This window comes from Saccharothrix hoggarensis (assembly GCF_052936025.1).
The window spans coordinates 1,719,085-1,741,042 of the sequence record NZ_CP193624.1 but is presented as its reverse complement, the minus strand read 5'-3'; the positions used below and the strand labels follow the sequence as shown (position 1 = coordinate 1,741,042).

Annotated in this window: 22 protein-coding genes; 12 read left to right on the top strand and 10 right to left on the bottom strand. The window is 71.3% G+C overall.

Annotation, left to right across the window (positions count from 1 at the left end):
- Positions 1 to 189: 189 nt before the first annotated feature.
- Complete coding sequence (locus ACRAKH_RS08550) at positions 190 to 1,182, top strand: sigma-70 family RNA polymerase sigma factor (protein ID WP_380719806.1); 993 nt, start codon at positions 190 to 192, stop codon at positions 1,180 to 1,182.
- A gap of 269 nt (positions 1,183 to 1,451) precedes the next feature.
- Here the strand turns inward: ACRAKH_RS08550 and ACRAKH_RS08545 are convergent, their stop codons facing one another.
- Positions 1,452 to 2,375: a phosphotransferase family protein gene (locus tag ACRAKH_RS08545; protein WP_380719808.1), complete on the bottom strand. Its 924-nt coding sequence runs from the start codon at positions 2,373 to 2,375 to the stop codon at positions 1,452 to 1,454.
- A gap of 103 nt (positions 2,376 to 2,478) precedes the next feature.
- Here ACRAKH_RS08545 and ACRAKH_RS08540 point away from each other — a divergent pair, with 103 nt between their 5' ends.
- Positions 2,479 to 4,137, top strand: a complete 1,659-nt coding sequence (locus tag ACRAKH_RS08540; protein WP_380719923.1) for a fumarate hydratase — start codon at positions 2,479 to 2,481, stop codon at positions 4,135 to 4,137.
- A gap of 11 nt (positions 4,138 to 4,148) precedes the next feature.
- On the opposite strand, the gene ACRAKH_RS08535 is transcribed toward ACRAKH_RS08540, so the two are convergent.
- Positions 4,149 to 4,337 (bottom strand): DUF397 domain-containing protein, encoded by a 189-nt coding sequence (locus tag ACRAKH_RS08535; protein WP_380719810.1) that lies wholly within the window; start codon positions 4,335 to 4,337, stop codon positions 4,149 to 4,151.
- Positions 4,337 to 5,182, bottom strand: coding sequence for a helix-turn-helix domain-containing protein (locus tag ACRAKH_RS08530; protein ID WP_380719813.1), 846 nt, complete (start codon positions 5,180 to 5,182; stop codon positions 4,337 to 4,339). The genes ACRAKH_RS08535 and ACRAKH_RS08530 overlap by 1 nt, the downstream gene beginning before the upstream one ends.
- A gap of 105 nt (positions 5,183 to 5,287) precedes the next feature.
- Between ACRAKH_RS08530 and ACRAKH_RS08525 the strand changes: the two genes are divergently transcribed.
- Positions 5,288 to 5,542, top strand: coding sequence for a hypothetical protein (locus ACRAKH_RS08525; protein ID WP_380719815.1), 255 nt, complete (start codon positions 5,288 to 5,290; stop codon positions 5,540 to 5,542).
- Between the two features lie 32 nt (positions 5,543 to 5,574).
- Here the strand turns inward: ACRAKH_RS08525 and ACRAKH_RS08520 are convergent, their stop codons facing one another.
- The 5 genes from ACRAKH_RS08520 to ACRAKH_RS08500 all read right to left on the bottom strand — a co-directional run bounded on the left by ACRAKH_RS08520 (position 5,575) and on the right by ACRAKH_RS08500 (position 10,262).
- Complete coding sequence (locus ACRAKH_RS08520; RefSeq protein WP_380719817.1) at positions 5,575 to 6,132, bottom strand: hypothetical protein; 558 nt, start codon at positions 6,130 to 6,132, stop codon at positions 5,575 to 5,577.
- A 155-nt stretch (positions 6,133 to 6,287) separates the two neighbouring features.
- Positions 6,288 to 6,764: a hypothetical protein gene (locus ACRAKH_RS08515; RefSeq protein ID WP_380719819.1), complete on the bottom strand. Its 477-nt coding sequence runs from the start codon at positions 6,762 to 6,764 to the stop codon at positions 6,288 to 6,290.
- A 203-nt stretch (positions 6,765 to 6,967) separates the two neighbouring features.
- Positions 6,968 to 8,092, bottom strand: coding sequence for a hypothetical protein (locus ACRAKH_RS08510; protein ID WP_380719821.1), 1,125 nt, complete (start codon positions 8,090 to 8,092; stop codon positions 6,968 to 6,970).
- 14 nt (positions 8,093 to 8,106) lie between these two features.
- Positions 8,107 to 9,363, bottom strand: coding sequence for a glucarate dehydratase family protein (locus ACRAKH_RS08505; protein ID WP_380719823.1), 1,257 nt, complete (start codon positions 9,361 to 9,363; stop codon positions 8,107 to 8,109).
- Complete coding sequence (locus tag ACRAKH_RS08500; protein WP_380719826.1) at positions 9,360 to 10,262, bottom strand: 5-dehydro-4-deoxyglucarate dehydratase; 903 nt, start codon at positions 10,260 to 10,262, stop codon at positions 9,360 to 9,362. The genes ACRAKH_RS08505 and ACRAKH_RS08500 overlap by 4 nt, the downstream gene beginning before the upstream one ends.
- Before the next feature lie 831 nt (positions 10,263 to 11,093).
- Between ACRAKH_RS08500 and ACRAKH_RS08495 the strand changes: the two genes are divergently transcribed.
- The 3 genes from ACRAKH_RS08495 (at position 11,094) to ACRAKH_RS08485 (ending at position 14,405) form a co-directional block, all read left to right on the top strand.
- Entirely contained in the window at positions 11,094 to 11,888 is a 795-nt protein-coding gene (locus ACRAKH_RS08495) for an IclR family transcriptional regulator (RefSeq protein ID WP_447009723.1), read from the top strand.
- 205 nt (positions 11,889 to 12,093) lie between these two features.
- Positions 12,094 to 12,915, top strand: a complete 822-nt coding sequence (locus ACRAKH_RS08490; protein WP_380719830.1) for an NAD-dependent epimerase/dehydratase family protein — start codon at positions 12,094 to 12,096, stop codon at positions 12,913 to 12,915.
- Positions 12,912 to 14,405, top strand: a complete 1,494-nt coding sequence (locus ACRAKH_RS08485) for an aldehyde dehydrogenase (NADP(+)) (RefSeq protein WP_380719832.1) — start codon at positions 12,912 to 12,914, stop codon at positions 14,403 to 14,405. The genes ACRAKH_RS08490 and ACRAKH_RS08485 overlap by 4 nt, the downstream gene beginning before the upstream one ends.
- 340 nt (positions 14,406 to 14,745) lie before the next feature.
- Here the strand turns inward: ACRAKH_RS08485 and ACRAKH_RS08480 are convergent, their stop codons facing one another.
- Both ACRAKH_RS08480 and ACRAKH_RS08475 read right to left on the bottom strand, forming a co-directional pair.
- Complete coding sequence (locus tag ACRAKH_RS08480) at positions 14,746 to 14,922, bottom strand: DUF397 domain-containing protein (protein ID WP_380719834.1); 177 nt, start codon at positions 14,920 to 14,922, stop codon at positions 14,746 to 14,748.
- A complete protein-coding gene (locus ACRAKH_RS08475) occupies positions 14,919 to 15,773 on the bottom strand; it encodes a helix-turn-helix domain-containing protein (protein WP_380719836.1) in 855 nt (284 codons plus the stop codon). Before ACRAKH_RS08475 ends, ACRAKH_RS08480 begins: the two co-directional genes overlap by 4 nt.
- A gap of 232 nt (positions 15,774 to 16,005) precedes the next feature.
- Between ACRAKH_RS08475 and ACRAKH_RS08470 the strand changes: the two genes are divergently transcribed.
- From ACRAKH_RS08470 to ACRAKH_RS08445, 6 genes are all read left to right on the top strand, one after another.
- A complete protein-coding gene (locus ACRAKH_RS08470; RefSeq protein ID WP_380719839.1) occupies positions 16,006 to 17,346 on the top strand; it encodes an AAA family ATPase in 1,341 nt (446 codons plus the stop codon).
- Positions 17,343 to 18,083, top strand: a complete 741-nt coding sequence (locus ACRAKH_RS08465; protein ID WP_380719841.1) for an HNH endonuclease — start codon at positions 17,343 to 17,345, stop codon at positions 18,081 to 18,083. The genes ACRAKH_RS08470 and ACRAKH_RS08465 overlap by 4 nt, the downstream gene beginning before the upstream one ends.
- A gap of 34 nt (positions 18,084 to 18,117) precedes the next feature.
- The gene (locus ACRAKH_RS08460) at positions 18,118 to 18,516 is read left to right on the top strand and encodes a heavy metal-responsive transcriptional regulator (protein WP_380719843.1); all 399 of its coding nucleotides are present in this window, start codon (positions 18,118 to 18,120) and stop codon (positions 18,514 to 18,516) included.
- A 295-nt stretch (positions 18,517 to 18,811) separates the two neighbouring features.
- The gene (locus tag ACRAKH_RS08455; RefSeq protein WP_380719845.1) at positions 18,812 to 19,777 is read left to right on the top strand and encodes an ATP-binding cassette domain-containing protein; all 966 of its coding nucleotides are present in this window, start codon (positions 18,812 to 18,814) and stop codon (positions 19,775 to 19,777) included.
- Positions 19,774 to 20,577, top strand: a complete 804-nt coding sequence (locus ACRAKH_RS08450) for an ABC transporter permease (protein WP_380719848.1) — start codon at positions 19,774 to 19,776, stop codon at positions 20,575 to 20,577. Before ACRAKH_RS08455 ends, ACRAKH_RS08450 begins: the two co-directional genes overlap by 4 nt.
- A 214-nt stretch (positions 20,578 to 20,791) precedes the next feature.
- A complete protein-coding gene (locus tag ACRAKH_RS08445; protein WP_380719850.1) occupies positions 20,792 to 21,946 on the top strand; it encodes an RtcB family protein in 1,155 nt (384 codons plus the stop codon).
- Positions 21,947 to 21,958: the final 12 nt, after the last annotated feature.

Below are 21,958 nucleotides of genomic sequence, written 5' to 3'. Positions count from 1 at the left end.
AATCCTCAGGATTCGCGGCGCAACCGCTGTGACGGCAGTGACGTCTTCAGGTCATGGGAAGCGGGAACCATTTCGGCCCGGTTCGCGTTTCCCCCAGTGTCAGACACCGAAAGGTGAGCCGCGCAACGCAGCGCGGAGTGTGCGACACGACCGCACTGCCAGCCCGCGACACAAGGGGGAGGGAGCTCCATGACCGTCCCGAGGCTCCTCGACCGTCAGGTCGGGAACGACACGACCACCACGAGCGCCGAGTTGGACCTCGACGCCCAGGGACCGGCCGCCGACCTGGTTCGGGTCTACCTGAACGGCATCGGCAAGACAGCGCTGCTGACCGCGGCCGACGAAGTGGAACTCGCCAGGCGGATCGAGGCCGGCGTCTTCGCGCAGCACAAGCTGGAGACCCACCCCGACCTGCCGGATGAGCGCCAGCGCGAACTGCGCGCGTTGATCCGCGACGGTCACGTGGCAAAGAACCACCTTCTCGAAGCGAATCTCCGGTTGGTCGTTTCGCTTGCGAAGCGATACACGGGGCGCGGAATGCCGCTGCTCGATCTGATCCAGGAAGGCAACCTGGGCTTGATCCGCGCGGTCGAGAAGTTCGACTACACCAAGGGCTTCAAGTTCTCGACCTACGCGACCTGGTGGATCCGCCAGGCGATCACGCGGGGAATGGCGGACCAGGGTCGCACGATCCGGCTGCCCGTCCACCTCGTGGAGCAGGTCAACAAGCTCGCCCGGATCAAGCGGGACCTGCACCAGACGTTGGGCCGCGAGGCCACCAACGAGGAGTTGGCCCGCGAGTCCGGCCTCACGCCGGAGAAGGTCGTCGACCTCCTCGACCACGCGCGCGACCCGGTGAGCCTCGACATGCCGGTCGGCACCGAGGAAGACGCGCCGCTGGGCGACTTCATCGAGGACTCCGACGCGACGGACGCGGAGAGCGCGGTCATCTCCGGGCTGCTGCAGGACGACCTGCGGCGGGTGCTGGCCACGTTGGAGCCGCGCGAGCAGGCGGTGATCCGGCTGCGGTACGGCCTGGAGGACGGCCAGCCGCGCACGCTGGACCAGATCGGCAAGCAGTTCGGGCTGTCGCGGGAGCGGGTGCGGCAGATCGAGCGCGAGGTCATGTCGAAGCTGCGGCAGGGCGAGCGGGCCGCCAAGCTGCGCGCCTACGCCAGCTGAGCGGGCGGTGATCCGGCCTGACACGGTGATCCGGCCTGACACGGGGACGGCCTGACGCGGGCGCTGAACCCGGGCTCGACGGTGAACTGACGCGATACAGCGACGTTGCGGCGGTGAGTCACCGCTGTGCGGGATTGACTTGTGACGCCAGTCACGGCACGGTCGTGCGTTACACGAACCAAGCGACACCTCCGCCCCATCACGCGGAGGTGCTCGCATGCTGAGGAAGGTCGGGGCGGTCGGGGGCCGGCCCGGCCTTCCGCATTTCCTCAGAGGCCCAGGTACTCCGCGAGCTTCGCGCGGTAGAACCGCACGTGCCCGTCGCGCTCCTCGCCGGAGTACCCGCGCGGCACGCCCTCCACGATCATGACCAGGCACAGGTACGCGCGGTAGAGCGCGACACGGGTCCGCTCGGCGTCGCTGAACTCCCGCTTGCCGTACCCGGCGGCGAAGTCCTCGTCCAGTTCGGTGAACAGGGCGACGGTCGCGATCTCCGCCAGCGGGTCGCCGAACAGGGCGCGTTCCGGGTCGATGATCCCCTCGACGTGGCCGTCGGCGAGGAAGATGTTGGCCTCCCACAGGTCGAAGTGCACCAGCACCGGCTCGGTGACCTCGTCCAGCAGGTGCGCGCGGGCCTCGACGGCGCCGCGCACGGTCGGCGGGAGCTCCACGCCGAAGCGGTCGGCGTCGGCCAGCACCGCGTCCACCATCCCCGTGAACGCCTCGCGCCACGTCGCGCCGTTCGGGCCTTGGACGTAGCCGAACACCGGCCCCGTGATCGCGTGCAGCCCGCGGACGACCTCCCCCAGCTCACGCCGCAGCGCGCCGTGCTCGGCGTCGCTCAGCCCCGGCCGCGCCGTCGACCACGGCACCCCGCGCAGGGCGGTCATCAGCAGCAAGCCGTCCTCGTGCAGCAGGACTTCCGGCACCGGCAGGCCGTGCGCCGCCATCAGCTCGAACGCCAACGCCTCCGTGCGCATCAGGTCCCGCTCGTGCGTGAGCAGCGGCACACCCGGCGGCGGCGCCACCTTCAGCACGGTCTCGCGACCGTCCGCGGTGGTGAGCCGGTACGCGGTGTTGAACATGCCGTCGGTCAGCTCGACGTGCGCGACGAGCGGCACACCCAGGACGCGGCGGACGAGGGCGTCGAGTTCGGATTCGGGGAGCCGGCGCTTGGTGAGGCTGTCGACCACGACGCGAATCACATCACGGGTGGCGGGACGCGACGGCGCGATCGGTATAGGTTCGGCGGAACCCGAAGCGCGCAAGGGAGCCCGCGACGTGACCTCGTCGAACCTGTTGGGACCGACGTTCCAGTACACCGACGTCCTGCCCCTGGCCAAGGACAACCACACCGACTACCGACTGGTGACGCCGGACGGCGTGTCGGTCGTGGAAGCGGCCGGCCGGACGTTCCTCCAGGTCGAGCCCGCCGCGTTGACCCTGCTGGCCAAGGAGGCCATCCGGGACATCCAGCACCTCCTGCGCCCCTCGCACCTGGCGCAGCTGCGCGCGATCGTGGACGACCCCGAGGCCAGCGGCAACGACCGGTTCGTCGCGATGGACCTGCTGCGCAACGCGTGCATCTCCGCGGGCGGCGTGCTGCCCATGTGCCAGGACACCGGCACGGCGATCGTGATGGGCAAGCGCACCGAGTCCGTGCTGACCGGCGGCGCCGACGAGGAGGCGTTGTCGCGCGGCATCTTCGAGGCGTACCAGGAGCTGAACCTCCGGTACTCGCAGATGGCGCCGACGACGTTCTGGGACGAGAAGAACACCGGCACCAACCTGCCCGCGCAGATCGACCTGTTCACCGCGCCGGGCGTCGAGCCGAAGTACGAGTTCCTGTTCATGGCCAAGGGCGGCGGCTCGGCCAACAAGACGTTCCTGTACCAGGAGACCAAGGCGCTGCTGAACCCGGCGCGGCTGGCCAAGTTCCTGGACGAGAAGCTGCGCTCCCTCGGCACGGCCGCGTGCCCGCCGTACCACCTGGCGGTCGTCGTCGGCGGCCTGTCCGCGGAGCAGAACCTGAAGGTCGCCAAGCTCGCGTCCGCCCGGTACCTCGACGGCCTGCCCACCGAGGGTTCCGCGCTGGGCCACGCGTTCCGGGACGTCGACCTGGAGCAGCAGGTGCTGGAGCTGACCCGGAACTTCGGCATCGGCGCGCAGTTCGGCGGCAAGTACTTCTGCCACGACGTGCGCGTGATCCGGCTCCCCCGGCACGGCGCGTCCTGCCCGGTCGGCATCGCGGTGTCGTGCTCGGCGGACCGGCAGGCCAAGGCGAAGATCACCCCCGAGGGCATCTTCCTGGAGCAGCTGGAACGCGACCCGGCGCACTTCCTGCCCGACGTCACCGGCGAGGACCTGTCCGACGAGGTCGTGAAGATCGACCTGACCCGCCCGATGGCGGAGATCCGCGCGACGCTGTCCGCGCTGCCGGTGAAGACGCGGGTGTCGCTGACCGGTCCGCTGGTGGTGGCGCGGGACATCGCCCACGCCAAGATCAAGGAGCGGCTGGACGCGGGCGAGCCCATGCCGCAGTACCTCAAGGACCACCCGGTGTACTACGCCGGTCCCGCGAAGACGCCCGAGGGTTACGCCTCCGGGTCGTTCGGGCCGACGACCGCCGGGCGGATGGACTCGTACGTCGAGCAGTTCCAGGCCGCGGGCGGGTCGCTCGTGATGCTGGCCAAGGGCAACCGGTCCAAGCAGGTGACGAACGCGTGCGCGACGCACGGCGGCTTCTACCTGGGCTCGATCGGCGGACCGGCGGCACGGCTGGCGCAGGACTGCATCCGCAAGGTCGAGGTGCTGGAGTACCCCGAGCTCGGCATGGAAGCGGTCTGGAAGATCGAGGTGGAGGACTTCCCCGCGTTCGTCGTCGTGGACGACAAGGGCAACGACTTCTTCGCCGAGACCTCCGCCCCGACCCTCCAGATCACGTTCCGGAAGTAGCGGTCCCCCGGCTACAGGTCGAACACGCCGAGCTTGGCGCCGCGCGTGAAGAAGTCCCACTCGCTGTGGGTGAAGCGCTGTGGGGCTTCTTCAGGCCGCTTGCTGTTGCGGACGAGCACCTCGTCTGCCGTGCGCATGACCTCGACGCAGTTGGAGCCGCCGCCGCTGAACTTGGTCCACTCGTCGGGCTTCAGGCTCATCAGGTCTCCTCCGTGATCCGGGTCAGGAGTTCGCGGCTCTCCTCGACTCCCAACGCCTTCGCACGGGTGTAGTCGAACCAGTGGCTCGTCTTCTCCACCAGGTGGACGGCGTCCACGAAGTGGTCTCCGAACGGGGTGTCGACGCTGACCAGCGACGGCAGCTTGTCGGGCAGCCGGAACAAGGTCAGCGTAGTACCGGTCAACGGGTGCGTCCCGGCTCCTTGCGGCATGACCTGGACCACGACGTTCTCCAGCTCCGTCAACGCCAGCAGGTGCTTCGCCTGGTCCCGCATGACCTCAGGGCCACCGATGTTCGCGCGCAGCGCGGGCTCCGCGATGACCGCCCAGAACCGCAGCGGTGGCTCGCGGTCGGTGAGCAGGGCGCGTCGTTCCATGCGCACTTGGAGGTTCTTCTCCAGCGTCTCGCCACTCACACCACAGGCGACCATCAGCGCGCGGGCGTACGCCTCGGTCTGGAGCACCGCCGGGACGAGTTCGAACGACGAGTAGAGGGCTTCCGTGGCGGTGGCCTCCACGTCCAGGATGCGGCGCAGCCACGGCTGGATCATCCCGCCGAGCTTGCTCCGGGGCCGCCGGCGGTTGGCCTCGGTGTTGAGGTTCAGCAAGTCGTCGCGGGTCGCCTCGTCGACGTCGTAGAGGTCGAGCAGCTTCTCCAGCTCCGCGCGTCGGACACCGCTGACCGCCGTCTCGATGTTGCCGATCTTGGTGGTCGTGCAGTGCAGGACCTCGGCCGGGCGCTCGCGTGGCAACCCGGCCTCTTCCCGCATGCGGCGGAGCGTGGTGCCGATCTGGATGCGGGCCGCGCTGCGGTGAGGGCTGGTCATGGCTCTCCTCGAATCACCCGGTTGATATATGCCGCAAAGTTGTGGACACATAGTACGGTCGCCGTGTTCGAAGAGTGTACGGGCATGACCTAGGAGTGACCAACGATGGGGTCGAGGTTCCACCAGCTGAGCTTGATCGAGTCCCGGACCAGCGGGGTTCAGTTCCGGGAGATCACGCGCACGCCCGTCGACAAGTCGGAGGACTTGCACGCGTGGATGGTGCGGATGCTCGCGACGCACCGCTGCAACCTCGGCCTGTACGTCGCCGAAGCGGGCGCGATGACCGACGAGGGCGACGCGATCGACGCCGACCTGTGGTTGGCGTGGGACGGGGTGGCCGCCTTCGCGACGACGGAGTGAGGAGTCAAGCGGTGCGGCTCGGGCGGTGCGGGTCAGGCGGTGTCCTCGCGGGCTTCGAGGACGACCCGGCGTGAGCCCAGGGGCGCTTCGAGGGTGACGTTGACCGGGACGTCCCGGAGTTCCTGGGTGCACAGGCCACCGCCGGGCGGCGGGTAGTACGTGGTCACGAGGGTGATGAGCACCTGGTCGCCGGACTGGGCGGTGACCTCGGCGCTCGCCGTCTTGCAGCCGCCCGCGAGGCCGACGACCTGCACCGTGCGGCCGTCCTGGGACGTCCAGACCTGCCGCTTGTAGGTGTCCGGGAGCGTGCCGCCGTCGATCTGGGCGGCCGGGACCTCGGTGGGTCCGCCGGGAAGGGCCTCGGCGCTGGCCTGGGGCGGCGGTGCGGTGGGCGGTGCCTCGGTGCCACCCGGCGCTTCCGTGCCACCAGCGGGTTCGGTGCCCGTTGTCCCGGTGCCGCCCGGCGATGACAACGTTGTCGACGCAGACGAAGGGGCAGTGGCGCCGTCCGGCGACGTGCCCGACGGGCTGCTGGTGCACCCCGCGAGCGCGAGCAGGGCGAGGGCGACGGCGACCTTGACGTTCCTCATAGCTGAAGGACGTTACCCGGCGCGGTGAGGTTGCAGCGTGAAGCGGTCGGGGCGGTGAAGCGGTCGTGGCGTGAGGTGGTGGCGCCGTGGCGGGGTGGGGCAGAACGGTGCCCGGCCGACCGGGGGCAGGCCGACCGGGCACCCTGGAGGGAGGCCTACTTCTTGTCCTGCCTGGTGGTGAGCACGACCTGGCGGTCGCCCAGCGGCGCGTCCAGCTTCGCGGTGAGCGGCGGGTAGCGGATGTCCATGGTGCAGACCTGCTCGTCGGCCGGCGTGGTCTCGACCAGGACGACCTTCACCACCTGGGCGTTCTGCTCGGCGATCTCGACGCTCGCCTTGCCGCAGCCGCCCTCCTGGGCGATGACGCCGAGCGTGGCGCCGTCGCCCTCGGTCCACACGGTGGTGGGGGTGCCCTCGGGGACGTTGGTCGCGTCGAGCCTGCCCTTGGGCACTTCCTTGCCGCCGGGCGGCACGGGGCTCTCGAACTCGGGCTCCGGGCTGGGCGAGGTCGGTTCGGCCGACGTGGTCAGGGTCGGTCCGCTGTCGCCCGGACCGACGGGCGTGGACGTTGCGCAGGCGGCGAGCACGACCAGCAGCACACCCGCGCCAAGTGCGGTTCCAAGGCTTCTCATGTGAAGAGGACGGAGCCACCCGCGAGGCGGGTTGCGCCGCCCTTTTCACAGTTACCCGTTCAGGTGACCGCCGGCTTCGGTTCGAGCGGTCGCGGTCGGAGCGGTCGCGGTCGGAGCGGTGGCGTTCGGAGCGGTCGCGGTTCGAGAGGTCGCGGTTCGGGAGGGGTGGCTGGTGGAGGGCGGCGCCACCAGCCACCCTGCGGTCACGTGCCGAGGGCGCGCTTGATCCCGGCGACGGCGTGGCGCACGGCGTCCAGTCGCCGCGCCGAGGCCAGTCCCGCGTGGTAGAGGTGGAACTCCTCCACGCCTGCCTCGGCGTAAGCCAGCCACTCGGCGAGCAGTTCGTCGCCGTCCACCGGCTTCGGCGGCAGGGCCAGCACGTACGCGGCGGTGCGCACGTCGGCTTCCTCCCGCAACGCCCGGATGGCGGGCACGGACGCGTCCACGCCCGGCCAGCACGTCACGGTGAGCACGTCGACGTCAGCGTCGACGCCTCCCGCGACCGTGGCGAACGGCCCCGTTCCCCACGGGTCGGCGGTCGCGTGCGCGGCGATGCGCGTCGCGGGCGCCGTCGCGCGGATCAGGCCCACCAGTTCGCGCCGCAACGACCGGGAGATGCCCGTGCGCACCTCGCGCACGTGCCCGGCCCGGTCGCCCAGCGCCTCCTCGACGCTGTCCGCGCCGCGGTCGACCGCCGCGCGCACGACGTCCCGCAGGCCGACCGGGTCGGTGTAGCGGTCCGTGCACGCCGCGCAGAAGCACAGCGACAGCAACTTCTGCTGCACGGCGGACCAGTCCGCGCCGTCGGTCTTCTCGTGGTGCCCGCCGTGGAAGAACCCGAGCGGGCCGCACGCCTCCAGCACGACGCCGTCCGGCCGACCCAGTTCGAGCACCTCGGACACCAGCGTCCGGGCGTACTCCACGACGTGCTCGTTCGACGGGCACAGCGCGTACGGGTACGCGTCGCCGAACGCGTTGCGGACCACCAGGTCGGGGTTCGCGTCCCCGAGCCGGCTGCTGTGCGTGAGCACGGTCCACGCGTACACCGGCAGGCCGGCGGCGCGCACCGCCGAGGCGGCGTCGCCGAACGAGTCGTCACCGTCCATCCAGGACGGTGTGGCGGGGCTCAACCTCTTGTCCCGCCAGGCTTCCTCCCGCACCGGGAGGTAGAACGCGGCGTGCCGGGCGTCCACCATCCTGCGGCGCGGGTGGAACGGGGTGGCGGCGCGGACGGTGTGGTACGACGCGGCCAGGGCCACGGCGTCCACGCCGAGCGACGCCACCCGGGCCACGGCGTCCGGGTCGCCGATGACATCCCAGGGGTACAAGTGCGCGACGGTGGTCACCACCGGGGGCGCTTCCTCTCGTAGGACGGGTCGTGCTTCTGCATGTATCCGGTGTCGTCGCGCTGCACGATGCCGCACGTCCGGTAGTTCTCCGCGAGCCGGGCGAGCGCGTCGCGGTCGAGTTCGACGCCGAGCCCCGGCGCGGTGGGCACCGGGACGGCGCCGTCCACGAAGGTGAACGGCGTGGTGATGACGTCGTCCGCGGAGTTCCACGGGTAGTGGGTGTCGCAGGCGTAGTTCAGGTTCGGCGTGGCCGCGGCGAGGTGGGTCATGGCGGCCAGGCTGATCCCGAGGTGGGAGTTGGAGTGCATGGACAGGCCGATGCCGAACGTCCGGCAGATCGCGGCCAGCTCCTTGGACCGGGACAGGCCGCCCCAGTAGTGGTGGTCGGACAGGATGACCTGCACCGCGCCGACCTCGACGGACCGGGCGATGTGCTCGAACGCGATGACGCACATGTTGGTCGCCAGCGGCATCGGCGCGCGGGCCGCGACCTCCGCCATGCCGTCGATGCCCGGCGCGGGGTCCTCCAGGTACTCGACCACGCCGTCGAGTTCCGCTGCGACCTTCAGCGACGTCTCCGGGGTCCACGCCGCGTTGGGGTCGAGCCTCAGCGGGTGCTCGGGGAACGCCTCGCGCAGCGCGTGGATCGCCTCGATCTCCTGGTCGGGCGGGTAGACGCCGCCCTTCAGCTTGATCGAGCCGAAGCCGTGCCGCTCGACCAGCGTCCGGGCCTGGGCCACGATGCCCGCCGGGTCCAGCGCCTCGCCGAACTCGTCCGGCTCGGCGCCGGGGTGGCCGGCCCACTTGTAGAACAGGTAGGCGCTGTACGGCACGGCGGACCGCACCGCGCCGCCGAGCAGGTCGCTCACCGGGCGGCCCTCCGCCTTGCCGCGGATGTCCCAGGTCGCCACCTCGAACGCCGAGAACACGCGGTCCACAGTGGACTCGACGGTGAGCGGGCCGGTGAGCCCGTGCCGGTCGGAACCGGCCTCGCCGCCCAGCGCCGTCGCGATCCGGGTGTGCATCTCGTTGAGCGCGTGGACGTCCAGGCCGACGAGGGCGGGCGCGGCGGTGCGCATCCGGCCGAGGTGCCCGATGTCGCCGTAGCTCTCGCCGAGACCGGAGATTCCCTCGTCGGTGTGCACTTCCACGATGGTGCGCAGCGCCCACGGCTCGTGGACGCCGACCGAGTTCAACAGCGGCGGGTCGCGGAACGCCACCGGCGTGATGACGATGTCGGTGATCCTCATCCGGCGAGGCTCCGTCCGGCCGCGACGATCTTCTCCAGCTCGGCCAGGTGTTCCGGCGTCGGGTCGAGCAGCGGCGGGCGGACGCCGCCGACGTCCAGCCCGGTGGCCCGCACCGCGGCCTTGACCAGCGCCACCGCGTAACCCGGCACCCGGTCCCGCAGCTCCACCAGCGGCTTGTAGAACTCCGTCAGGTACCGCGTGACGAGCGCGTCGTCACCGGCGCGCACCGCGTGGTAGAAGCCGAGCGAGATCTCCGGCGCGAAGCAGAAGACCGCCGACGAGTACAGGTTCACGCCGATGCCCCGGTACGCGGGCACCGTCAGCTCGGCCGTCGGCAGGCCGTTGAAGAACTGGAACGGCTTGTCGACCGCCCCGCGCACCGCGAGCACGATGCGCTGCAGCAGGTCGATGTCGCCGAGCCCGTCCTTGAGCCCGACGACGGTCGGCAGCGACGCGACCTCCACCGCCGTCTCGGGCGTGAACACCGCGTTGTTGCGCTGGTAGACGATCAGCGGGAGCTCGGTCGCGGCCGCCACCTCCGTGACGTACCGGACCAACCCCTTGGGCGGGTTGGCCACCAGGTACGGCGGCAGGAGCAGCAGGCCGTCCGCGCCCGCCCGCGCGGCGGTCTCGGCGACCCGCTTGGCCGTCGGCAGCGGACCGCCCGTGCCGACGAACACCGGTACCCGCCCGGCCGTCGCCTCGACCGCGACCGTCACCGCGCACTCGATCTCCGGGAGTTCCAACGCGTGGAACTCGCCGGTGCCGCAGGCGACGAACACGCCGCCCGCCCCCGCCGCCACCCCGCGTTCGACGTGCTCGGCCAGCACGTCCTCCGCGAGCCCGCCGTTCGCGCGGAACGGCGTCACCGGGAAGAACAGCACCCCATCCAGTTGCATACCCAGACCTTCATCCCTTGATCGCTCCGGTGGTGATCCCACGCAGGAAGGACTTGTGTGGCTCCGGCGCGCACGGCTCCGGGCTCCTCACGTGCCGGCGCACAGGCGGCGAGCACACCGACGTGAGGTGGAGGGGCCGGGCGCGATCGGCGGCGTGCGATCGGGTCGTCGCCGACGCGGCACCGGTTCCGGTGCGGTTCCCGCGGTGGTTCCGGTGGTGGTGTCGTGGTGGGGCGGCGCCGGCTCGGGGACGCGCGGGGCGGGGCGTGGACCCCGTGGGGCGGCCCCGGTTGGGCCGCCCCACGGGCTTGGAAGCGACGGCGCCGCCGCCAACAGCCGTCGCCCCCACGTCTCGGGCGGTGCGCACCGCGCTCACGGGACCACCCCGGGTGGCCGACCGGTCCGCGTCCGGGGGGCGCGGGACCTCGACCTGGGGAGGGGTTTCACCGGTTCGGGGGATGCCGCCGATCCGGTGGAGTCGGGTGCGACGGCTCGCGGGCCGTCGGAGCACTTGGTGTAGACCTTGGTCGACGGGGCGCCGCCGCGGGTCCGGGGCGCGGACCGCGGGTGGCGGTGCGGTCCGGCGGGTGTCCGGCCCGGTGGGAGCGCTGCCCGACGCGGGGAACCGCAGGTCGGGGACACGACGGCACCGGCGACGGCCACGACGGCGGCGGCCGCGCCGCACCGGCGGGAGGGTGTCATCGACGGTGGCTCCTCTTCGCAACCCGGCTGTTCAGATACGTGAATTGCGGTCGTACTTGTGAACGCATTGGGCGGACTGTAAGAATCGGCGCAGCGACGTGTCAAGAGCGTGTAGCCGGAACGTTTCCCGTGGAGGACTTGGTGACTGGACCCGCGTCACCCGCTCGGCCGAACGCGGTCAAGTCGGCCGATCGGACTGTGGAACTGCTCGAAGTGCTGTCGTCGTCGGACCGCCCGCTGACGCTGACGGAACTGCACCGCGAGCTGAGCTACCCGAAGTCGAGCCTCTACATGCTGCTGCAGACGCTCGTCGCGCGCGGCTGGGTGGAGCTCGACCCGACCCGCGGCACGTACGGCATCGGCGTGCGCGCCCTGCTCGTCGGCACCTCGTACCTCGACCACGACCCGGTGGTGCAGGTCGCCATCCGGGTGATGGAGCAGGTGCGGCGGGAGATCAACGAGACCGTGCACCTGGCCCGCCTCGACGGCGCGGACGTCGTCTACCTGGCCAGTCGCGAGTCCGAGCACCACCTCCGCGTGGTGTCCCGCGTCGGCCGCCGCCTGCCCGCGCACTCCACGTCGCTGGGCAAGGCGCTGCTGGCGGCGCGCACCCCGGCCGAGGTCGACGCGATCCTGCCCGCGCGGCTGGACCCGTTGACGCCCAACACGATCATCGAGCGGCCCGCGCTGCACGCGCAGCTCGCCGGGTTCCGGGCGGTCGGGTACGCGCACGAGCGGGAGGAGAACACGCCCGGCCTGGGCTGCTTCGCCGTCGCCCTGCCGTACCGCAACCCGGTGCTCGACGCGATGAGCTGCTCGGTGCCGCTCGGGCGGCTCGACCCCGACCACGAGCGGCAGGTGGTCGAGGCGCTGCTGCACGGCGCCCGCACGATCACCGAGCTGCTGCGCCAGTTCGGCCGCTGACACCGCCGCTCCCCCGCGTCCCGCCAGCAGCCAGCCCGCTGTCCCGCTAGCCAGCTGTCCCGTTGTCCCGCTAGCCCGTTGTCCCGTGTCCCGGACCTGGTGACCGGACCCGGTCGTCGCACCGGCTCCCCGGACCTGTTCGCCGTACCCGCTTCCCGCACCGCCGCTGCACCTCGAGCTGACACAGTTGCTGAAAGGGCTCACCGTGACCGCACGAATCCTCATCACCGGCGCCGCCGGCGTGGTCGGCACGCTCATGCGGACCCGACTCGCCGCGCCGGACCGGACCTTGCGCCTGCTGGACATCGCCCCGCTGCCACCGGCCGCCGACGGCGAGCGGGTCGAGCTGGTGACGGCGTCGGTGACCGACGCGGCCGCGATGGAGTCGGCGTGCGAGGGCGTCGACGCGGTCATCCACCTCGGCGGGCACAGCCTCGAACGGCCGTGGGCGGAGATCCTGGACGTCAACATCAACGGCACGCACGTGGTGCTGGAGGCCGCCCGTCGCGCGGGGGTGTCGCGGGTCGTGCTGGCCAGCTCCAACCACGCGGTCGGGTACTACAAGCGGGAGTCCGGCGAGGCCGCCGACTACCTGTTCCCGCAGCCGGACACGTACTACGGCGTGAGCAAGGTGGCGCTGGAGGCGTTGGGGAGCCTCTACGCGTCGCGCTACGGCATGGACGTCATCGCGGTGCGGATCGGGTCGTGCTTCGAGAAGCCGCGCGACTTCCGGATGCTGTCGACGTGGCTGTCGCCCGACGACGGCGCCCGCCTGTTCGAGGCGTGCCTGGCCGCCCCCTCGCCCGGTTTCCGGGTGGTGTGGGGCGTTTCCGACAACACGCGCCGGTGGTTCTCGCTCACCGAGGCGGAAGCACTGGGGTACAAGTCCGAGGACGATTCCGAGGTGTACGCGGACGAGGTGCTGGCCGCGGGCGAGCCGCCCGCCGACTCGCCGGCCCAGGTGTACCTGGGCGGCGTGTGGTGCGGTCCCGAGTTCGACACCGCGGTGAAGGAGGCCGGTCGATGAGCGGCGTGCAGGGGTTCGACCCGCGCACCGGGCAGCCCGTCGGGGCGCCCGTGCCGGAGACGTCCGACGCCGGGGTCGACGCGCTGGCGCGGGCCGGCGAGGCGGCGTTCCCGTCGTGGTCCTCGCTGCCGGCGGTGGAACGGGCCGCGGTGCTGGACGCCGTGGCGGACGCGCTGGACGCCTCCGCCGACTCGTTGGTCGCGCTCGCGGACGCGGAGACGGCGCTGGGCGCGCCCCGGCTGACCGGTGAGCTGAAGCGCACCACGAACCAGCTCCGGCTGTTCGGCGACGTGCTGCGGGAGGGCAGCTGGGTCGAGGCGACGTTGGACTCGGCGAACCCCGACATCATCCCGCCCCGGCCCGTGCTGCGACGCATGCTCCGTCCACTCGGGACGGTCGGGGTGTTCGCGGCGTCGAACTTCCCGTTCGCGTTCTCGGTGGCGGGCGGCGACACGGCGTCCGCGCTCGCCGCCGGGTGCCCGGTGATCGTGAAGGCCCACCCGTCGCACCCCGGCACGTCGCACGAGACGGCGCGGATCGTCGAGTCCGTCGTCCCGGCGGGCGTCTTCGGCATCGTGCACGGCCAGCAGGCCGGTGTGGCGCTGGTCAAGCACCCGGCGGTCAAGGCGGTCGGCTTCACCGGTTCCACCACCGGCGGCCGGGCCCTGTTCGACCTCGCCTCCTCCCGGCCCGACCCGATCCCGTTCTACGGCGAGCTCGGCAGCGTGAACCCGACCGTCGTCCTGCCCGACGCCGCCGCCGCGCGTCCCGAGGGGTTCGCGGCCGAGTTCGTCGGCTCGCTCACGCTCGGCGTGGGCCAGTTCTGCACCAACCCCGGCTTGCTGTTCGCGCCCGAGTCCCTGGTGCCCGCGCTGGCCGACGCCGTGTCGGGGGCGGCCGGCGGCCCGATGCTCAACGAGCGCATGTCGGACGCGTACCGGTCGGGCACCGAGGGCCTGGCGGCCTCCGGGCTGGCCGACCTGGTCGCCAGTGGGAGCGCGCCCAGCGAGGGGTGGAGCGTCGAGCCGAGGCTGTTCCGGGTGCCGCTGTCCGGGTTCGCGGAGAACCTGGAGAAGCTGACCGAGGAGCACTTCGGGCCGGCGGCGATCGTGGTGACGTACACCGATCCGGCCGAGCTGGAACCGGTCCTCCCCCGCCTGCCCGGCACCCTCACCGGCACCGTGCACGCGGCGGAGAGCGAGCACGACTCCGCCGGACGCGTCGCGGAGGCGTTGCGGCCGGTGGTCGGGCGGCTGATCTTCAACGGGTGGCCGACCGGTGTCGCCGTGGCGTGGGGCATGCACCACGGTGGCCCGTGGCCCGCCACCACCAACCCGCTCCACACGTCCGTCGGCGCCACGTCGATCCGGCGGTGGGTGGCGCCGGTGACGTACCAGGCGTGGCCGGACGACCTGCTGCCCGCCGAGCTGCGCGACGGCAACCCGCTGGGCATCCCGCGCCGCGTGGACGGCGTGCTCGGCGTCCACTGAGACCGCTGACGCGGGTCTCGCCTCCCACCGGGAGCCGGGGCCCGCGTCGGGAACGGTCCCGGCCGTGAACGCGGATCACCTTGGTGTCGCTGAAGACGACGGCGCCGAGCCGACGTCGAGGGGAACTGGCCACGGCCCGGAATGACAAACCGTGGCGGCACCGCACAACAGATCACTCGAATGGCGGAGTAGAATTCCTTGTACCGGCAAGGTGTTCGCCGGTGGGTTCACGGGACGGCGGAGTTCGTCCTTCCAAGACAACCCATCCGTACCATCGCCGCCGCCCGCGGCGCGACGTTGGCGGCGACACCGGGGGCGGACGGCAGGTTGGCGGTGCCGGTCAGGTCCGCCGGAGCGACCCGAGGAACGCCCGGAATGGACGGTCCGCAAAGGTCAGCGCCGGTCCTGGCCGCTTGCTGTCCCGAACGCTGGTCGTGTCCCGTCCCACGGCCAGCTCGACGCAGTTGTTGCCCGCGCCGGAGTGTGTGCTCTTGCGCCACGTCTTGTCGTTGTTCATGAGTCCTTCAGTGCGGTTGCCAGTTTTCTGATCAAGGAAGCCGACTCCTTGGGCGACAGGGCGACCTCGCTCACCATTTCCTCGAAGTGCAACAGGTACTTCTGCACGTCGGCGCGATTGTCCACCCACTTGCCGCCGCCCGCGTACTCCAGGTACACGGCCGAAGGATCACTGTCCTCGAAGCGGAGAGCGGTCGCGCCGCCACCGGACATGGTCCCGTGAGCACCGGCGCCGAACGGAACCACTTGGATGGTGATGTTGTCCTGCTTTCCCTTGTCGAGCAAATGCGACAACTGCTCGCGCATGACCGCCGGGCCGCCCACGACCCGGTGCAGGGCGGCCTCGTCGATCACCGCGTGCAGCCGTAAACCGGGCAACCGGCGCTGCCGGTTCGCCAGCGCCGCCGCGACTTGGTCCGTCGACACCGACGCGTCCATGAACCGCTGCCCGGCGAGCCGGATCGCCGCGGCGTAGGCGGCGGTCTGGAGCAGGCCTGGGATGACGATCATCTCGATCGTCCGGACCTCGGTCGCGTCGGCCTCCTGGCGCGCGTAGGTGCGCGCCTCCGGTGTGTACGCGGCGGCGTACACCAGGCGCGTGCCGTCCTGCTTCGCGTCCTCCCACAACGCTTCCGCCTCACGCCGTTCGGCGTCGGTGGCCCCGTACAGGCCGAGCAACGCCCCCAGTTCGGTCCAACTCGGACTGATGTAACCGTTCTCCATCCGCGACAGCGTCGACTGCGTCTTCCGGGTCAGCGCGTGGTAGTCGATCTCGGTCTTGCCGGCACGTTTGCGCAATGCGTTGAGGAACTGACCAAGCTTGCGCTTGCGTCGGGTTTGGACGGCTGCCATGCGGATCTCTCCTCGCTGGAAAAGAACTGCGAACACCCTAGTGCTGTTCCACATCAGGGCCGGCGTCACTCCATCGAGCGTCTACAAGGTGCATATACGCCCTGGCAACATGCCCTCACGAGGTCTCACGCCGTCCGCCTCCGGTGGTGCCGTCGGCGGTTCCGGACACGCTGTGCGACGTGCCCGACGATTCGGGGCTACTCCTGATCGGCGCGGACTACAGTTCGGCCGCATGTACATCTCGCAGGTCCGGCTGCGGAACGTCAAGGGGTTCCACGGCGCCCGCGAAGTGGACCTCAAGCTCACCGCGCCCGGGTGGACGGTGATCGCGGGCCGCAACGGGTCGGGCAAGACGTCGCTGCTGCGCGCCATCGCGCTGGCCGTCAGCGGCCCGGCGGTGGCCCGCAACCTGGTGCCGGACTTCGAGAACTGGGTCACCGCGGGCCAGCGCGAGGGCGTCGTTCAGGTCCAGTTCACGCACGACCGCCGGGTGGAGCGGTTCGGCAAGGGCCGGCCGCCGGAGGGCAGGCTGTGGGCCGGCCTCGGCTGGACCATGCCGGACGAGGAGACCCGCCCGCCGCGCCGCCTCACCCACCGCGGCCTCCAGCCGTCGTTGAAGGAGAAGCTGGAGGGCAGCAAGACCGCCGCCGCCCGCGGCCCGTGGCAGGACAACCCGACCGGGTGGTTCTGCGCGGCCTACGGCCCGTTCCGGCGACTCGTCGGCGGCGCGGGCGACGCGCAGCGGCTGATGCTCAGCCCAGGCCCGGTGTCCCGGCTGGCGAGCCTGTTCCACGAGGACGCGTCGCTCGCCGAGGGCGTCGGCTGGCTCATCGAGCAGCACCTGCGGTCGCTGGAGCGCAGGCCCGGCGCGGACGAGCTGAAGACGGTGGCGCTCGGCGTGCTGTCGGACGGCCTGCTGCCCGACGACTACCGCATCGAGGGCGTCGACTCCGACGGCCTGTGGGTGGTCAGCGGCGGCCACCGGTTCCCGCTGCGCGAGATGAGCGACGGCTACCGCACCGTGGCGGCGCTCGTGGTCGACCTGATCAAGCACATCCACGAGTCGTACGGTGTGCTGAAGACCGCGCCGACGGAGAACGGCACCGCGTTGACCGCGCCCGGCGTGGTCATCATCGACGAGGTGGACGCGCACCTGCACGTGTCGTGGCAGAAGCGGATCGGCGGCTGGTTGAAGGAGCACTTCCCCAACATCCAGTTCATCGTCACCACGCACAGCCCGTACCTGTGCCAGGCCGCCGACCCCGGCGGGCTGATCCGGCTGCCCGGCCCGGACCAGCAGGAGCCGCCGCGCGTCGTGGACCAGGACCTGTACGAGCGGATCGTCTACGGCAGCGGCGACGACGCCGTGCTGTCCGAGCTGTTCGGCCTCGACACCCCGTACTCCGAGCGCGCCGAGCGACTGCGCGCCGAGCTGGTCGAGCTGGAGGTCGCGGTCATCGCGGGCACCGCCGACGAGCGGGCCGTGCGCCGGTACGACGAGCTGCGCGCCCTGCTGACCAGCTCGCCGGTGGCCCGCACCCGCGAGGTGACCGCCCGGCTGGAACGCGGTTGATCCGGCTCGTCCGGCCCGCGCTGCCCGGCGCGCTCGCGGACCGGCTGCCCGAGCTGACGGCCGAGATCGAGACCTCCGCGCAACGGACGCGCACGGCCCGTGCGCTGTGGAAGCGCGCTGTGGTGCGGCGGAACGTGCACGCGCCCCTGCGGCGGCTCCTGGAAGACATGGCGCCGGGCTACCAGCGGTGCATGTACTGCGGCGACAGCCAGGGCACGGACATCGACCACTTCGAGCCGCTGTCGCGCAACCCTCTGCGCACGTTCGACTGGCTCAACCACCTGTTGGCCTGCTCGACGTGCAACAGCAACCTCAAGCGGGACCGGTTCCCCGTCGCCGACGACGGCACTCCCCTGCTCCTCGACCCGACCACCGAAGACCCGTTCGACCACCTCGTGCTCACGCTGTCGTTGGGCGTGTACGTGGCGCTCACGGACAAGGGCGCGGCGACCATCGACGTGTGCGGCCTCAACCGGCCGGTGCTGACGCAAGGGCGGGTGCACGCGCGACGGGTGGTGCTGATGTGCCTCATGAGGTGGAAGTCGGGTCGGGACGACGACGCGCGCCACGAGATGCGTGACGCCGTGCTGACCGTGCGGGGGCAGCCGTTCGCCGACGTGGCGCAGGCGATGCTGCGGCTGGCGCGGTCGCCCGGCGCGGAACGCGTGTTCGCGGAGACGCCGTGGGCGTTGGCCGTGCTGCGGGACGCCGACCTGCGGTCCCAGTTGCTCGCTTGACCTTGGAGTGGGGTCCAAGGTCTACCGTCGTGCCATGCGTGTCGCGGAGTTGGCCGAGGCGGTGGGGGTGCGACCGGACACCGTCCGGTACTACGAGCGGGCGGGGTTGCTGAACCCGCCGCCGCGCACCGCGTCCGGGTACCGGGTGTACCGGGAGGACGCGGTCGAGCGGATCAGGTTCGTGCGCGGGTGCCAGAGGCTCGGGCTCACGCTGCGCGAGATCGCGGACCTGCTGGCCGTGCGCGACACCGGCGTGTGCCCGTGCGAGCCCGCCGAAGAGCTGCTGCACCGGCACATCGCCGAGCTGGACGCCGAGGTGGCGCGGCTGTCCGCGCTGCGCGACGAGCTGACCGCGATGGTCCGCGACCTGCCTGCCGGGCGCTGCCCGGACATCCAGCCGGGCACCTGGTGCCCACCGGACGGGGGGAGGTGACCGACGTGAGCTGCGAGTGCGACTGCGAGTGCACCACCGGGTGCTGCTGAGGCGGACGGACGTCCGCTCGGTGAACCGGTTCCGCTGAAGTGGACGTCGGGGGGCACTGAAGGGGGACGCTGAGGGCGGACGCTGAGGGCGGACGCTGACGGTGGGGACGAGGTCGGCGAGGCGCCCGCCGACCGCGCCCGGGGCGTGCCGCCCGCACCGTCCACAGTGGTTGTGCCGAACGAGTTCGAGCCGATTCACGGAAATCGGACTGAAATTGTCGGACCACGGGTCCATCATGACCCGCATGGCAGACGCAATCGTGGCCGAAGGACTGGTCAAGCGCTACGGGTCGGTGGTCGCTCTCGACGGCCTCGACCTGGTGGTGCCGGAAGGGACCGTCATGGGCCTGCTCGGGCCGAACGGCGCGGGCAAGACGACGACGGTGCGCGTGCTCACCACGCTGTTGGAGCACGACGAGGGCAAGGCCACCGTCGCCGGGCTGGACGTCGTGGCGGACGCGAAGGAGCTGCGCCGCCGGATCGGGTTGTCCGGGCAGTACGCCGCCGTGGACGAGAACCTGACCGGTTTCGAGAACCTCGACATGGTCGGCAGGCTCTACCACCTGGGGAAGAAGCGCAGCCGGGAACGCGCGCGCGAGTTGTTGGAGCGGTTCGACCTGGTGGAGGCCGCGGACCGGCCGGTGAAGGGCTACTCGGGCGGCATGCGCCGCCGGCTCGACCTCGCGGGGGCGCTGGTCGCGAAGCCGTCGGTGCTGTTCCTCGACGAGCCGACGACGGGCCTCGACCCGCGCAGCCGCCTCGGCATGTGGGACGTGATCGCGGAACTCGTGGCCGGCGGCACCACGCTGCTGCTCACCACGCAGTACCTCGAGGAGGCGGACCGCCTCGCCGACAAGATCGCCGTCATCGACCACGGCAAGGTCATCGCGCTGGGCACGGCGAACCAGCTGAAGGACCAGGTCGGCGGTGAGCGGCTGGAGCTGACCGTCGGTTCGGCGCAGGACCTCGCCACCGCGAAGGCCGCGCTGGCGCCGCTGGCGATCGGCGAGATCACCGAGGACGACCGCGGCCGGCGGCTGACCGTGCCGGTGTCGGGCGGGGCGGACGTGCTGGTGGAGGGCATCCGGCGGCTGGACGCCGAGTCGATCAAGGTGCTCGACGTCGGCCTGCGCAGGCCGACGCTGGACGACGTGTTCCTGACGCTGACCGGACACGCGGCCGAGGAGAAGCAGGGGGAACAGGGAGAATGAGCGCGTTCGCACAGGCTCTGGGCGACGGTGCGGTCGTCGCCAAGCGCAACCTCATCAAGATCAAGCGGGTCCCGGACCTGATCGTGTTCTCGACGTTGTCGCCGATCATGTTCGTGCTGTTGTTCGCGTACGTCTTCGGCGGGTCGATCGAGATCCCCGGCATGGACTACCGCGAGTTCCTGATGGCCGGCATCTTCGCCCAGACCGTGGTGTTCGGGGCGACCATCACCGGCGCGGGGCTGGCCGACGACATCCAGAAGGGCGTGATCGACCGGTTCCGGTCGTTGCCGATGGCGCGGTCGGCGGTGCTGATCGGGCGCACCACCAGCGACCTCGCGAACAACGTCATCGTCATCGTGGTCATGTCGATCACCGGGTTGATCGTGGGCTGGCGCATCCACTCGTCGTTCCTGGAGGCGCTGGCCGGGTTCGCGCTGCTGCTGCTGTTCGCCTACGCCGTGTCGTGGGGCATGGCGATCGTCGGCCTGATGGTGCGCAGCCCCGAGGTGTTCAACAACGCCTCGTTCATCGCGATCTTCCCGCTGACGTTCATCGCGAACACGTTCGTGCAGGAGAGCAGGCTGCCGGGTCCGCTGAAGACGTTCGCCGAGTGGAACCCGGTGTCCGCCGTGACGGCCGCGGCGCGCGAGCTGTTCGGCAACACCAACCCCAACGCCCCGGTCCCGGACGTGTGGTCGCTCCAGCACCCGGTGCTGACGACCCTGATCTGGGTCGCGGTGTTCCTGCTCGTGTTCGTGCCGCTGGCGATCCGCCAGTACCGCAAGGCCGTCGCCCGGTGACGTGGGGCGACGCGCTGTGACGTCGAGCGACTCGTCGTGACGTCGGGCGGCGCGGGTGACGTCGAGCGACTCGACGTGACGTCGGGCGACGCGGGTGACGTCGGGCGACTCCGGTGACGTCGGGCGACTCCGGTGACGTCGCCCGACGCCCGGTGACGTAGGGCGACGCGTAATTCGCTGCGCGCGCGGGTGGTGGCCGACCTAGCCTTGACCCATGGTTGCCACCACCCTTCGCGGCGAGCACGTGGACATCCGGCTGTGGGCGGACCCGGCGGAGGTCGAGGAGCAGGCGCTCCAGCAGCTTCGGAACATCTCCGCGCTGCCGTGGGCCGTCCGGCACGTGGCCGTCATGCCGGACGTGCACTTCGGCAAGGGCGCCACGGTCGGCTCGGTCATCGCGTTGAAGGACGCGGTGTCGCCGGCCGCCGTCGGCGTGGACATCGGCTGCGGCATGACCGCGGTCCGCACGTCCCTGACGGCCTCCGACCTGCCCGCCGACCTGGGGGCGCTGCGCCGCCGGATCGAGGCGCGCGTCCCGGTCGGCTTCGCCCAGCACAAGGAGCCGGTGGTCGAGCCGGACCCGTTCTGGGCGCGGTTCGACGAGCTGACGCCGAGCGTGGCGCTGGACAAGGCGCTGCGCCAGATGGGCACGCTCGGCGGCGGGAACCACTTCATCGAGGTGTGCCTCGACACCGACGACCAGGTGTGGGTGATGCTGCACTCCGGATCGCGCGGCACCGGCAACGTGCTGGCGCAGCACCACATCTCCGTGGCGCGGGGCCTGCTGCACAACGCCGAGCTGCCCGACCCGGACCTGGCCGTGTTCCTGGCCGGCACCCCGGAGATGGCGGCCTACCGGCACGACCTGTACTGGGCCCAGGAGTACGCGCGCCGCAACCGCGAGGTGATGGTGGGCCTGGTCTCGGGCGTGCTGCGGGAGTTCTTCCCGCACGTCGCGTTCGACGAGGCGATCTCCGCGCACCACAACTACGTGTCCGAGGAGCACCACTTCGGCGAGGACGTCCTGGTGACGCGCAAGGGCGCGATCCGGGCGCGGGCCGGCGAGCTGGGGATCATCCCCGGTTCGATGGGCACGGGTTCGTACATCGTGCGCGGGCTGGGCAACCCGGACTCGTTCGAGTCCGCGTCGCACGGCGCGGGGCGGCGGATGTCGCGCAACAAGGCGCGGAAGCTGTTCAGCGCCGACGACCTCGCCGCGCAGACCCGCGGCGTCGAGTGCCGCAAGGACGCGGGCGTGGTGGACGAGATCCCGGCCGCCTACAAGGACCTGGACGACGTGATCGCGCGCCAGAGCGACCTGGTCGAGGTCGTCACGAAGCTCAAGCAGGTGGTGTGCGTCAAGGGGTAGGACGTCCGGGGA

Excerpts from the sequence above, each read along its gene's own strand:
- ACRAKH_RS08505 (WP_380719823.1), bottom strand. The coding sequence starts at position 9,363 with ATGAGGATCACCGACATCGTCATCACGCCGGTGGCGTTCCGCGACCCG.
- ACRAKH_RS08530 (WP_380719813.1), bottom strand. The coding sequence starts at position 5,182 with ATGACCAGCCCTCACCGCAGCGCGGCCCGCATCCAGATCGGCACCACG.
- ACRAKH_RS08500 (WP_380719826.1), bottom strand. The coding sequence starts at position 10,262 with ATGCAACTGGATGGGGTGCTGTTCTTCCCGGTGACGCCGTTCCGCGCG.
- ACRAKH_RS08460 (WP_380719843.1), top strand. The coding sequence starts at position 18,118 with ATGCGTGTCGCGGAGTTGGCCGAGGCGGTGGGGGTGCGACCGGACACC.
- ACRAKH_RS08535 (WP_380719810.1), bottom strand. The coding sequence starts at position 4,337 with ATGAGCCTGAAGCCCGACGAGTGGACCAAGTTCAGCGGCGGCGGCTCC.
- ACRAKH_RS08480 (WP_380719834.1), bottom strand. The coding sequence starts at position 14,922 with ATGAACAACGACAAGACGTGGCGCAAGAGCACACACTCCGGCGCGGGC.
- ACRAKH_RS08470 (WP_380719839.1), top strand. The coding sequence starts at position 16,006 with ATGTACATCTCGCAGGTCCGGCTGCGGAACGTCAAGGGGTTCCACGGC.
- ACRAKH_RS08475 (WP_380719836.1), bottom strand. The coding sequence starts at position 15,773 with ATGGCAGCCGTCCAAACCCGACGCAAGCGCAAGCTTGGTCAGTTCCTC.
- ACRAKH_RS08550 (WP_380719806.1), top strand. The coding sequence starts at position 190 with ATGACCGTCCCGAGGCTCCTCGACCGTCAGGTCGGGAACGACACGACC.
- ACRAKH_RS08485 (WP_380719832.1), top strand. The coding sequence starts at position 12,912 with ATGAGCGGCGTGCAGGGGTTCGACCCGCGCACCGGGCAGCCCGTCGGG.
- ACRAKH_RS08525 (WP_380719815.1), top strand. The coding sequence starts at position 5,288 with ATGGGGTCGAGGTTCCACCAGCTGAGCTTGATCGAGTCCCGGACCAGC.
- ACRAKH_RS08520 (WP_380719817.1), bottom strand. The coding sequence starts at position 6,132 with ATGAGGAACGTCAAGGTCGCCGTCGCCCTCGCCCTGCTCGCGCTCGCG.
- ACRAKH_RS08450 (WP_380719848.1), top strand. The coding sequence starts at position 19,774 with ATGAGCGCGTTCGCACAGGCTCTGGGCGACGGTGCGGTCGTCGCCAAG.
- ACRAKH_RS08445 (WP_380719850.1), top strand. The coding sequence starts at position 20,792 with ATGGTTGCCACCACCCTTCGCGGCGAGCACGTGGACATCCGGCTGTGG.
- ACRAKH_RS08515 (WP_380719819.1), bottom strand. The coding sequence starts at position 6,764 with ATGAGAAGCCTTGGAACCGCACTTGGCGCGGGTGTGCTGCTGGTCGTG.
- ACRAKH_RS08455 (WP_380719845.1), top strand. The coding sequence starts at position 18,812 with ATGGCAGACGCAATCGTGGCCGAAGGACTGGTCAAGCGCTACGGGTCG.